The organism is Candidatus Pelagibacter giovannonii (genome assembly GCF_012276695.1).
In the GTDB taxonomy this organism is placed as follows: Bacteria; Pseudomonadota; Alphaproteobacteria; order Pelagibacterales; family Pelagibacteraceae; genus Pelagibacter; species Pelagibacter giovannonii.
This window is the reverse complement of record NZ_CP038852.1, coordinates 1254299-1266311: the sequence shown is the minus strand read 5'-3', so window position 1 is coordinate 1266311 and position 12013 is coordinate 1254299. Positions and strand designations below refer to the sequence as shown.

At 34.7% G+C, this 12013-nt stretch carries 10 protein-coding genes; 9 read left to right on the top strand and 1 reads right to left on the bottom strand.

From position 1 onward, the window contains the following. Positions 1 to 17: 17 nt before the first annotated feature. Positions 18 to 962, bottom strand: a complete 945-nt coding sequence (locus E5R92_RS06790; protein WP_168607331.1) for an ABC transporter substrate-binding protein — start codon at positions 960 to 962, stop codon at positions 18 to 20. 116 nt (positions 963 to 1078) lie between these two features. Between E5R92_RS06790 and E5R92_RS06785 the strand changes: the two genes are divergently transcribed. From E5R92_RS06785 to E5R92_RS06745, 9 genes are all read left to right on the top strand, one after another. Then, a complete protein-coding gene (locus tag E5R92_RS06785; protein ID WP_168607330.1) occupies positions 1079 to 3406 on the top strand; it encodes a trimethylamine N-oxide demethylase in 2328 nt (775 codons plus the stop codon). An 8-nt stretch (positions 3407 to 3414) separates the two neighbouring features. Beyond that, positions 3415 to 3762, top strand: a complete 348-nt coding sequence (locus E5R92_RS06780; protein WP_168607329.1) for a hypothetical protein — start codon at positions 3415 to 3417, stop codon at positions 3760 to 3762. Positions 3763 to 3863: 101 nt separating this feature from the next. Further along, positions 3864 to 5192, top strand: a complete 1329-nt coding sequence (locus E5R92_RS06775) for an NAD(P)/FAD-dependent oxidoreductase (protein WP_168607328.1) — start codon at positions 3864 to 3866, stop codon at positions 5190 to 5192. Between the two features lie 172 nt (positions 5193 to 5364). After that, positions 5365 to 6834 (top strand): glutamine synthetase family protein, encoded by a 1470-nt coding sequence (locus E5R92_RS06770; RefSeq protein ID WP_168607327.1) that lies wholly within the window; start codon positions 5365 to 5367, stop codon positions 6832 to 6834. Positions 6835 to 6858: 24 nt separating this feature from the next. Then, positions 6859 to 7803 carry a class II glutamine amidotransferase gene (locus E5R92_RS06765; protein WP_168607326.1) on the top strand — a complete coding sequence of 315 codons (945 nt, stop codon included), beginning with the start codon at positions 6859 to 6861 and terminating at the stop codon, positions 7801 to 7803. After that, positions 7791 to 8645 (top strand): GltB/FmdC/FwdC-like GXGXG domain-containing protein, encoded by an 855-nt coding sequence (locus E5R92_RS06760; RefSeq protein ID WP_168607325.1) that lies wholly within the window; start codon positions 7791 to 7793, stop codon positions 8643 to 8645. The genes E5R92_RS06765 and E5R92_RS06760 overlap by 13 nt, the downstream gene beginning before the upstream one ends. After that, on the top strand, positions 8645 to 10069 hold the full coding sequence (locus E5R92_RS06755; RefSeq protein WP_168607324.1) for an FMN-binding glutamate synthase family protein: 1425 nt from the start codon (positions 8645 to 8647) through the stop codon (positions 10067 to 10069). Before E5R92_RS06760 ends, E5R92_RS06755 begins: the two co-directional genes overlap by 1 nt. Before the next feature lie 9 nt (positions 10070 to 10078). Continuing rightward, complete coding sequence (locus tag E5R92_RS06750; protein ID WP_168607323.1) at positions 10079 to 10480, top strand: hypothetical protein; 402 nt, start codon at positions 10079 to 10081, stop codon at positions 10478 to 10480. A 124-nt stretch (positions 10481 to 10604) separates the two neighbouring features. Beyond that, positions 10605 to 12005, top strand: coding sequence for an ammonium transporter (locus E5R92_RS06745; protein ID WP_168607322.1), 1401 nt, complete (start codon positions 10605 to 10607; stop codon positions 12003 to 12005). Positions 12006 to 12013 lie beyond the last annotated feature (8 nt).

Genomic DNA, 12013 nt, shown 5'->3' with positions numbered 1-12013 from the left:
TTTATTAACTGTTACCCTTATTTAGTAAAAGCTTGCCAAACACTCTTATTGTCAGCTAACCATTTTTTAGCTGCATCTTCGTGAGTCATTTTGTCAAGGTCAACTAAAGCAGCCATTGCACCAATGTGACTTGTAGAGAATGACATTTTTTTAAATGCCGCTGCTGCCGCTGGATGTGTCTTTGGAAAGTCTGCAGTTACAGCTTTTTTCAAATAACCATCTGGCGAACCACATTTTCCATCACCACCGTCTTCTGGTCTACAACCTGCTGAATATGGAGGGAAATCTATAAAAGTAAAACCAGCACCATCTGTGAAGTTTGGTGTCCAGTTAAATATTATAGTTCCTCTTCCTTCTTTTTCAGCTGCTTTAAGTTCAGCCCAAAGTGCATCTGCACTTCCAGCAAATTTAACAGTCCAAAGATCTCCAAGTCCTAAAGCATCAACTCTTTGAGGTATTAAATCTCCATGCCAACTTTGTGGACCTTCTAACATTCGTCCTTTTCCACCTGAATCAGGCGTTGTAAAGTTTTTAGCACAAGCTGGATTTTTTAATGCAGTCCAGTCTGGAAGACCAGGACATAGTCCTTTTTCAGCAACCCAGTTTGGATAACCCATATCTTCAAGAGTTCTAGCTTCATGATCTCCCCAGTCAACCAAACCTCCTTTGTCTAGCGCTGTAGTGAATGATTTTCCAAACGCAGATTCCCATACTTCATGAGATAAACTTACATCACCGATACGAATTGCTTCATAAACAGCTTGTGAGTCTGTGTTTACATATTTTACATTATTTCCCATACTTTCGAAAATTCCACCAATAACGTGAGCCATTACAATTTGGCTTGACCAGTTATGAGTTGGAATAACGATAGGTTTTTTACTATCTGCTGCATTAGATATTCCAGCAAAACTAACTACTGAAATTACTAGGGCAGATATTAATGATACTATTTTTTTCATTATATTCTCTCCCTCAATATTAAGTTTAATAACTTATGTTCTCACTTATTAAATTTATAGTCAATCCCCTATGATTATATTAAGCTAAACCTAAATTATTAAAATTTATACTGACAATGCTACATACTAGTAAAGATATTAAAAATCCTGGTTTAAGAACTTTGCCACCAGGAGTTGAAAAATATTTTGTAAAAGGTGGTGGCCTATCATTAATAGAAGTTTTACCAGAAGACAAAATAGAAATTATTAATGATGAGGGACAGCAAATTTGTGAAGTAGTTGTTTTCAATTCACATGGTAAATCTGATTTATCTATTTTAAGTTTAAAAGAAAATTCTAACGCAGATTTTTCAAAAAAAACTATTTCTAATGATGAAAAAATTTCAAAAATTTTAAAGAAAAAAAACTTAGAGTTACACAATGCTAAGGCATCAATTATTTTTAATAATGATTGTGTAATGGGTGAAAAAATTACGCTAACTTCAAAAGACAAATGTATAGTTATGATTGCAGCTCCTGGCGGTGCTATGAATGTTCATGAGCAGAATCCACCAACAGATTTAACAATTTTTTTATCTAAGGCTAAATTTATAGAAACAGATGAACAATTCATTTTACCAGATCCATTAAGTGACCCGATTATAGAGCAGCTTGTTAAAAGAAGAACTGCAGAGACTTATAGTGTTAAGGCTGGTGAATATATTCAAATAATTGATCCAGGTGGAAGACAATGTTCAGATTTTTTAGCTTTTGATACACAAAAATTAAATGATGGAATTGAAAGTATTATTGATGATAAAGCAACACGAACCTTTATGGGTAGTGCTTACCCTGGACCTGGTTTATTTTCAAAGTTTTATGATGGTGATCATGAAGCTATGGTTGAAGTTGTAAGAGATACCGTTGGAAGACACGATACATTCAACCTTGCTTGTACCTCAAAATATTATGAAGATATGGGTTATATGGGGCATATTAATTGTACAGATAATTTTAATAAAGGTTTGGAAAAATATGACATCAATTCTCGTAAAAGCTGGTCTGCTATAAACCTTTTTTTTAACACAGGAATTGATGAAAATAATGTTGCAACTTTTGATGAGCCTTGGTCGAGACCAGGAGATTACGTTTTATTTAGAGCATTAAAAAATCTAACATGCATATCTTCTGCTTGTCCTTGTGATGTTGATGCTGCAAATGGCTGGAATCCCACCGATATATTTGTTAGGACTTATTCAAAGGAAAAAAAGTATTCAAAGGCAATAGCATTTAGAATGAAAACAGACTCTGAACCAAAACTAACTCAAGAAACAGGTTTCCATAAAAAAACTTCAGAACTGACAAGAAATTTTGTTGAGTATAAAGGTTTTTGGCTTGCTAATAATTTTACAAATTCAGGAACTATAAAAGAATATTCGGCTTGTAGAGAAAGTGCGATTGCAACAGACTTATCACCTCTTAGAAAGTTTGAAATTCTTGGACCCGATGCAGAAAATTTAATGCAATACACGCTTACTAGAAATGTAAAAAAATTATCAGTTGGGCAAGTTGTTTATACAGCCATGTGTTATGAAAATGGCTGCATGTTAGATGATGGTACTTTATTTAAATTAGGACAAGATAATTTTAGATGGATTGGTGGAGATGAATACAGCGGTGAATGGTTAAAAGAACAAGCTAAAAAGAAAAATTATAAAGTTTGGATTAAATCTGCAACAGATCATATACATAACATTGCAGTTCAAGGTCCAAACAGTAGAAAAATTTTAGAAAAATTTGTATGGACACCACCAATACAGCCATCGATCACTGAACTTGAATGGTTTAGATTTAATATTGCAAGAATAGATCATGAAACAGGAACGCCAATTGTTATTTCAAGAACAGGTTATACGGGTGAACTTGGTTATGAGATATGGTGTCATCCAAAAGATGCTGCAGAGGTTTGGGATAAAGTTTGGGAAGCTGGTAAAGAGTTTGATATTACTCCATTAGGCTTAGAAGCTTTAGACATGCTTCGTATTGAAGCTGGTCTAATCTTTTATGGCTATGAGTTTGACGATCAAACAGATCCATTTGAAGCAGGTATTGGCTTTACAGTTCCACTTAAAACTAAAGAAGATGATTTTATAGGTAAGGAAGAATTAATTAAAAGAAAAGCAAACCCACAAAAGAAATTAGTTGGCTTAGAATTGGATGGACACGAACCTGCGGCGCATGGTGACAATGTTTATATAGGTCGAGGTCAAGTTGGTGTAATAACAAGTGGAATGTTGTCCCCAAAACTTGGAAAAAATATTGCGCTATGCAGAATTGATGTTAAGTATTCCGAAATAGGATCGAAAGTAGAAATAGGAAAACTTGATGGGCACCAAAAAAGAATTATTGCTAAAGTCGTACCATTTCCATTCTACGATCCAACAAAATCTAGAGTTAAAGCTTAGATAATATTATGGATCAAGAAAAAACTCTTTTAGATTTCTGGGAAGACCAAGTTAAAAAGTCTCATACTTCAAGCAACTATTTTTTTAGAAAATCACCCTCTCATTACCATTTGATGCTGTTAGTAATGCATGCATATAAGGTCAATGAAAAGCTTTCAGTAGAAGAATTGAAAACAAGACTTTTTAAAACCTCTAGACCAAAAGCAGCTTTGATAATTAATGAAGCATGTATTAAAGGATTCTTTTTTTTAGAAAAAACTTCAACTGATCAGCGAATAAAAAATATTAGGCCCAGTGAAACGTTCATTAAAGAATTTAATGATTATCTGAATACACTTAAAAATATCAGCTATTAAATGCTTATTTAAGCAACTCACTAAGTTACTATTTTATATATATATTTTTTTGTTATAAAAATAATCCTATTAATTGATCTTCAGAGGAATAGAGTTTAAATATGTCAACACTACCAACTAAAGCAAAAGTAGTAATCATCGGTGGCGGAATTCATGGGCTAAGCACAGCCTGGAAACTTTCTGAGACTTATAAAAACCCTGGTGACATTGTAATTCTTGAAAAAAAAGATACTGCAGCGGGTGCCAGTGGAATAGCTTGTGGCGTTATAAGAAATAATTATTTCCAACCTGCTATGAGAGAATTAATGGCTCACTCAGTTTCTGTCTGGGAAAGTGATCCTAAGGCTTGGAAATATAATGCTGTTGGGTATTTACAAATATCTCCTGAAGTTATGCACGAAGATGTTGCTACAATATATGAACAACAAAAAGCTATTGGATATGAATCAGAATTTATAGAAGGTGAAAAAGAATGTACTAAATATATGAAGGGTATGTTTGACGATTGGCAAGCAACAGGAATTACATCCGTATTACATGAAAAAAAAGGTGGTTATGCATTCAACAAAGCTTCTATAAAAGCTCTAGAAGAAAAAACTAATACAAACGGAGTTAATATTATTAAGGGTGTTACGGTTACAGGCTTTAAAAAAAGTAGTACTAGTAAAGCAGTTAATGGTGTTGAGACAGACAAAGGAATTATTGAGTGCGAACAGGTAGTCGTTGGTGCTGGTCCTTGGGTTAGAGATTTTTGGAACATGTTAGAACTTCCAAAAGTTGCTAATATTAAAGGACAAGATGGAAAATTTCATAAAGAGGATATGTGGAAATATTGGATGTTACAAGAAGGTGTTATTGGTGTTGATAAAGACTTTTTAAAAATGAATGACGGTGGTCAGCCTCCTGTAATGCATGTTGATTCTACAGCCCCATTATATTCTGATACAACTAAAAAATTAATAACAGATGAGCTTTGGGGAATTTATTATAAGCCAGATATTGAAGGTCTTGGTGTTCAAGGTGGAACCTCTCCATACATAGTAGATAAACATTTTGATAAGATAAACATAGATCCATATGGAATAGATTCACCTGAGTTTCAAACCACAGAATCATTTAATGATATGTGGTGTTCAGCTTTAGCACATTGTCATAAGAGATTTGAAGGTAAATCAGGTTTGTATAGAAAAGGACCATCAGGTGGCTTAGGATGTATGACACCTGACAATTTTCCTATCTTTGATAGGTTTTTAGAAAATGTTTATATGATTGCTGATGCAAATCATGGATACAAAATGATTGGTGTCGGTGAACTTGTTGCACAAGAAATTCTTGGAACTGAAAGTGAATTATTAAAACCTTTTAGATTTGATCGTTATGAAAAAGGAGAGCTTCACCCTACCTCGAATAGTCCATTCCCGTGGAGCTAAGAAAAAATTTAAATTAAATTAAAATCAAAACAATTTTATTTACACAACTTATACATGTAATAGCTCATAGTAGTTATACAAATTATATATATTTATTATAATCAAGATGCCTAGACACTAATATAATTTTCAGCTAGGGTTCAAGTATTAGAATTCATTAGGGGGAGAGATAATGACAGATTTAGACAGACACGTTAGACAGCCTGGTAGAGACAAATTAGTAAAACAAGTTAGAGCTAAAATTAACGAACTAGGTGTTGAGTATATATTTTTTCAATTTATTTCTGTAACTGGAAGAGTTGTGGGAAAAGGTATTCCTACTGATCATTGGGAAAGAACTTGTGAAAAAGGGTTTCAATTAGTTTATGGTGCTACAGCTAACTTATTTGTTGATCGTCATGGAGATTATATTGGTTATGGGCCAGAAGCTAAAGAACTAGTTGGCATACCTGATCCTGAAACATTTTGTCAGCTTCCTTGGGATAAAAAAGTTGCAAGGGTGTTCGTTACTTGCTTTAGAAATAGAGAAGAAAGAGATAATCCAGGTGCTCATTTAACTTCTGATTGCCGTGGAAATTTAAGAATACATGCTCAAGAATTTAAAAAGAAACACGGTTATCAATTAAGAGTTGGAACTGAGCCTGAAATGATGTGGTTGACTAAAAATGAAGATGGGTCTCCAACAGGTAAAGGTTTTTCTAAACCTTATTGTTATCACATAGATCAATTTGAATCTCTAAGACCTGTATTTATGAAAGTTTTTGAATACGCTAGAGCGATGGGCTTTGATATGATTCAAGGTGATCACGAAGACGCACCTGGACAATTAGAATTAAACTGGATGTACGATGATGTTTTAAGAAACGCAGATAGACTTTCAACTTATAGACAAATTTGTGCACAAGTTGCTAGAGAATTTAATTTGATAGCTTGCTTTATGACAAAACCTTTTATGGGTGTATCAGCGAGTGGTTGTCATACGAATATGTCGTTATGGAAAGGTGGAAAAGATAGAATTAATAAATTATCTCATAAATCTATTCCAGCGATGGACGATGTTTTTACTTATGTTGAAGGTGGAACTAATTATTTTATGCCAGATACTAATGATATTCAGTTACCAGGTAAGGTTGGATTAAAAGCAATTGGTGGTGTAATGAAACATTTGGGTGCGTTAACAGCAATTGGATCTTCAACAGTAAACTCTTATAGAAGATTATGGGATACAGGATTTTGGGCGCCTGTTTATGCTGACTGGGGATTTCAAAACAGAACTTGTGGTTTAAGAGTTTCTGCTCCTGGCAGATTTGAATATCGTTCTGTTGACTCAATGCATAATCCATACTTGATGGGTTCAGGATTATTGAAATGTTTTGATGATGGAATAACAAATAATATTGATCCGGGAAAACCAGAGTCTCGAAGTATGTATGATGCTCAGGCAGCTGGTAAAAAAGTTAAAAAATTACCTTTAAGTCTTGGTGAAGCCTTAAATCGTTTAGAAGAAGATGAGGTTATTAAATCAGCTATGCCAGATGAGATGTATAAAGTTTTCCATTGGTATAAAAATGATGAATGGGAAAGATTTCTAGGTGCAACAACTCAGTGGGATCTAGATACTTATCTAGACTGTCTACCGTAATCTTTAATAAAATAGGGGAAATATATGTGTGGAATAGCGGGATTAATACATAGAGGTAAATCATCAAATGTAGGAAGTGAACTACAAGGAATGCTTCAAGCTTTAAAACATAGAGGGGAAGATTCTACAGGTTATGCTTTGTATGGAGATACGGATGGTAAAAACTTTATCATGCGTTTTAAAGTTGGAGAAAATGTTGGTGAAGGAAGTTCATCAATAATGGAGGATGTTTCTGTATACGATCAAAGAAAGAAAATTGTTGATCAGTATTTATCTGAGTTAGGTGCCAAAATAGTTAAAGAAGAAAGAATTCTACCCTACTCTTTGAGATATGAACTTACTTATGATGTAAGGGATCTATTAGAGTTTTCACAAAAGATAGAAAGCATTCCAGGTGTTGAAATTCTTTCCATGGGAAAATCATTAGAGGTAATTAAAGATCTAGGTAATGCTAAAATGGTTTGTGATAGATATAGTTTAGATAAATTGGTTGGAACACATGCAATTGGTCATGCTAGAATGGCTACAGAGTCAGGTGTTGATATTAAATCTGCTCACCCTTTTTGGGGTTATCCTTTTAGTGATGTTTCTGTGGTTCATAACGGTCAATTAACTAACTACTGGAATAATAGAAGAATGCTTGAAAATAAAGGCATGAGATTTATGTCTGAATGTGATTCAGAATTAATCGCCGTTTATATTGCTCAAAAAATGAGGGAAGGCGCATCTCTTGAAGAAGGAATGAAGGCTTCTTTAACAGGTCTTGATGGAGTTTTTACATATTTTGTTGCAACTAAAGATTCTTTAGGAATGGCAAAAGATACTATGGCTGCAAAACCTTTGGTTCTTTATGAATCTGATGATTTAGTGGCAATGGGTTCAGAAGAAATAGCAATCAGATCAGTTCTACCGCAAGAGATAGATACATATGATCCATTTGATGGAGAGGTAAAAGTATGGCAAATTTAAAGACTACAGAAAAGAAAACTAAGGCCCAGTCAATGGGTATGCACACAGAAGTTTTAACAGGAAGAACACAGCAAAAGTTTTTTAATCCTGATGAAGGTGAAAATCTTTATTATTTTGGAACTTATGATGTAGATTTTAATAAAAGAACAGAGCTAGATGTTAAAGAAATGTCAGCTCCAGAGGCCAATAAAGAGATTGACAATTTAATGAGCCAAGGTTTTGGAACAATTGTTATTAAAAACCCTCAAGGAAAACATAGTTTAGGTGTTGGTATTTTGAATAAATTAAACTTAATTTTTGAAGGAAGTTTGGGTTATTTTGGTATGGGTTCTTGTGATGGACCAACTGTTAGAATTAATGGTAGAGTTGGCTGGTCTTGTGCTGAAAATTTAATGGCAGGAAAAGTTGTTATAGAAAAAAATGCAGGATCTTGTTTTGGTGCCGCTATAAGAGGTGGTGATTTAATTTGCAAAGGAAGTGTTGGTGCAAGAACTGGAATTGACATGAAGGGCGGAACTATCATTGTTGGTGGTGATGCTGGCGCATTCACTGGTTTTATGATGCAAAGAGGAAGAATTATTATTCTAGGTGATGTTGGAATAAACTTAGGGGACTCAATGTATGACGGAACAATATTCATTGGTGGAAAAATAGGATCATTTGGAAGTGATGCTGTGCCAGCTGATTTATCAGCTAGTGATCAAGATTGGTTAAAAAGGAAATTAAAAGTTGCAGAGATAGGTGAAAAATTTGACGTTAGTAAAATGACAAAAATAGTCGCAGGGAAAAAACTTTGGAACTATGATAATCTAGAACCTCATGAAAAGAAAGGAGCTATCTAATGGCTAAAAAGAAAATTAAAAAAAGTAGTAAAAAATTAAAAAAAGCTAATGGAAGTGTTGGTGGAAAAGCTGATGTTCATGCACACGAAGAAGGTAAAAGAAATAAAAGTCTGTTAGGTCACAATGCTATTTTTACTCCTGAAGTTATAGACGATATTCATATTAAAGCTCAACTTGGAAGATACAGAATGCGTGGAATGGCATTAATGAAAAAAATTCCTACATTTGATGACTTGGTATTTTTACCAGGAACTCTTACAAGATTTGTAATTGAGGGTTATAGAGAAAAATGTGAAACAAAAACTATTATTGGACCAAATTGTGAAAACCCAATTGAATTAGATATACCAGTATATATTACGGGTATGAGTTTTGGAGCACTTTCTTATGAAGCAAAAACTGCTTTAGCAAGAGGAGCAACAATGGCTGGAAGTGCAACATGTTCTGGTGAAGGTGGAATGATTCCAGATGAAAGAAGATATTCTGAAAAATGGTATTACCAATGTATTCAATCAAGATATGGTTTCAATCCTCATCACGCTCAACTAGCTGATGCAATTGAAGTATTTATTGGTCAAGGGCAAAAAGTTGGAATGGGTGGACATTTAATGGGTCAAAAAGTTACTGATCAAGTTGCAGAAATGAGATCTCTACCATCTGGTATTGATCAAAGATCTCCAGCAAGACACCCAGACTGGTTAGGTCCAGATGATCTAGCTTTAAAAGTTGAAGAATTAAGACAGCTTACAAAAAATAAAGTTCCAATTCAGTTAAAACTAGGTGCATCAAAAGTTTATGATGATGTTCGTATGGCTGCAAAATGTAATCCAGACTCAATATTCTTAGATGGTATGGAAGGTTCAACAGGAGCTGGTCCTCACATAGCTGCTGCAAATACTGGTATTCCAGGAATTGCTGCAATCAGAGAAGCTAGAAGAGCTATTGATGATGTTGGTAAAACTGGACAAGTAACTTTAATTTATGCAGGTGGTGTTAGAGATGGTGCTGATATGGCAAAAGCTTTAGCTCTAGGTGCTGATGCAATAGCAATTGGGACTGGTGCTTTAATGGCTTTAAACTGTAATAAAGATATACCAGAAGCAAACTTTGAAAAAGAAATGGGTGTAAAAGCTGGTGAATGTTATCACTGTCATACTGGTCGTTGTCCAGTTGGTGTTGCAACACAAGATCCTAAATTAAGAGCTAGATTAAATCCTGATGATGCTGCATTAAGAGTTTATAATTACCTTCATGCAATGACATTAGAGGCTCAACTTTTAGCAAGAGCTTGTGGTAAAACTAATATTCACTCTTTAGAACCTGAGGATTTAGCTGCTTTAACGATGGAATCATCTGCTTTAGCTAAAGTTCCGTTAACTGGAACTAACTTCACTGTTGGTGTTGATAACTATCATAAAATATAAGAGGTAAATATGCTTAAGAAAAAAAAAAAAATAAAAGTAAAAAAAGAAAATCTAGGTGGAAAATCTAAAGAGACCGCTAGAGAAAAAATGATTGGGCAACATATCGGTTATAGATATGACGTTAACCTATTACCTGATTATAAGAAGATGACACCATTCTTAAAAAAATATGTAGAAGCGATGGGATGGGATGATCTTAACTGGTTAGAAGATATTCACATGGGTTATGAAGAGGATAGACCTGCTGTATTTTGTAGAAATGCAAATGGTTGGGTTACAATTCCAAAATCAATCAAACTGCCAAACAACCAACAAGACAGAGATATGATTGCAAGAGAGCTTTTAGTTAAGTTTCAAATGTCTAAAAAGCACCCTCTTGTTGATTTGAAAAAAGCTTACCTTAAGTTTTAGTACCTCAATCAAAGGTTGATTATTTTTTAAAACTCATTGCTGTTACTTGCTTATTTAAGCAATGTATAGTTTGTCACCCCTCTATAAATTTTGTAGTCTTTATAAAACTAATAGGAGAGAGATTATGGATGATCAATTAGGCGCTCTTACAGTTATATTTACAGAATTTTACTACTGGGTAACAGTAGTATTAATGTTCCTGATTCACGTCGGATTTTGTATGTATGAAGTTGGAGCCTCACGATATAAACATCACCAGCATACTTTAATGAAAAATACCATGGTAATACCACTAGTAACAGTAACCTGGTTTTTCTTTGGTTGGTGGATTTACTGGGCATTCCCAACAGGACCAGGAATAGCACCTTCAATAATGAATGAGAGTACTGCATTAATAACAGACGATTCTGCGTTTAGTGCCACTTACTATCTAGCAAACAGTCCACTAATGGCTGTAAACTTAGGTGATCACATAAGTGGAGTATTCTGGGCTGCATTCTTACTATTTTCATGGACAGCTGCTTCAATTGTTTCTGGAGCAATCATTGAAAGGATTACAACTTTTGCATTTGGTATTTTAGCGATTGCAATTGGATCTGTATTTTGGACAATCGATGCTGCTTGGGGATGGCACTTTGATGGATGGATGCTCAAAATTTTAGGATATCATGACGCTTATGCATCAGGAGTAATTCACGCAATTGCGGGTGGATTTGCTTTAGGTGTTCTAATCGTTTTAGGACCTAGAATTGGAAAGTTCTCATCAAGTGGTGAGCCAAGAAATATAGGACCAAGAAACCCATGGCTAGTTACAGTTGGATTATTTTTAATCTATACTGGTTTCTGGGGATTTTATGCGGCATGTAATATACCGATATTTGATCTTGGACCTGAGTATGGAATGGAAGGTGTAACGTACTGGACAGCAACAAACATATATGTAACCCCAACCACCCTGAGTGGAATAACCTATAACTTTCTGATGTCATTATCAGGTGGATTATTGGCTGGATACGTGGTCGCTAAAGGTGATCCATTCTGGACTTACTCAAGTGGACTTGCTGGGATCATCTGTGCATCTGCGGGTAATGATTTGTATCACCCGATACAAGCAATGCTTATTGGTGCGATCGGTGTAGTTATTGCATACAAAATGCATTACTGGGTTGAACGTAAGTTCAAAATTGATGATGCAGTTGGTGCAGTAGCAGTACATGGTTATGCAGGATTTGTTGGTCTTGTAATTTGTGGATTTGTTTTAAATGGCTATCCTTCATCTGGATACAGTGTTGGAGCTATGTGGGACGGATCAACTTATGCATCAATCAATCCACTGGGACAATTCCTCGGAGCAATTATAATGTTTGGAGTTCTTGGAATGCTACCAGGCTATGTTTTAGCTAAGATACTAAACGGAATGGGTAAGTTAAGAATCCCACGTGAAGTAGAAATAGCTGGACTAGACTATGAAATGATGGAGGACGATAGAGATGCTGAAAAAGCAGTCGCCTCTTCAACTAGGTAAAGGAGAAA

Bases quoted from the DNA above. Each gene is read 5' to 3' on its own strand.
- E5R92_RS06780 (WP_168607329.1), top strand. From the start codon at position 3,415: ATGGATCAAGAAAAAACTCTTTTAGATTTCTGGGAAGACCAAGTTAAA.
- E5R92_RS06765 (WP_168607326.1), top strand. From the start codon at position 6,859: ATGTGTGGAATAGCGGGATTAATACATAGAGGTAAATCATCAAATGTA.
- E5R92_RS06775 (WP_168607328.1), top strand. From the start codon at position 3,864: ATGTCAACACTACCAACTAAAGCAAAAGTAGTAATCATCGGTGGCGGA.
- E5R92_RS06770 (WP_168607327.1), top strand. From the start codon at position 5,365: ATGACAGATTTAGACAGACACGTTAGACAGCCTGGTAGAGACAAATTA.
- E5R92_RS06755 (WP_168607324.1), top strand. From the start codon at position 8,645: ATGGCTAAAAAGAAAATTAAAAAAAGTAGTAAAAAATTAAAAAAAGCT.
- E5R92_RS06750 (WP_168607323.1), top strand. From the start codon at position 10,079: ATGCTTAAGAAAAAAAAAAAAATAAAAGTAAAAAAAGAAAATCTAGGT.
- E5R92_RS06785 (WP_168607330.1), top strand. From the start codon at position 1,079: ATGCTACATACTAGTAAAGATATTAAAAATCCTGGTTTAAGAACTTTG.
- E5R92_RS06745 (WP_168607322.1), top strand. From the start codon at position 10,605: ATGGATGATCAATTAGGCGCTCTTACAGTTATATTTACAGAATTTTAC.
- E5R92_RS06790 (WP_168607331.1), bottom strand. From the start codon at position 962: ATGAAAAAAATAGTATCATTAATATCTGCCCTAGTAATTTCAGTAGTT.
- E5R92_RS06760 (WP_168607325.1), top strand. From the start codon at position 7,791: ATGGCAAATTTAAAGACTACAGAAAAGAAAACTAAGGCCCAGTCAATG.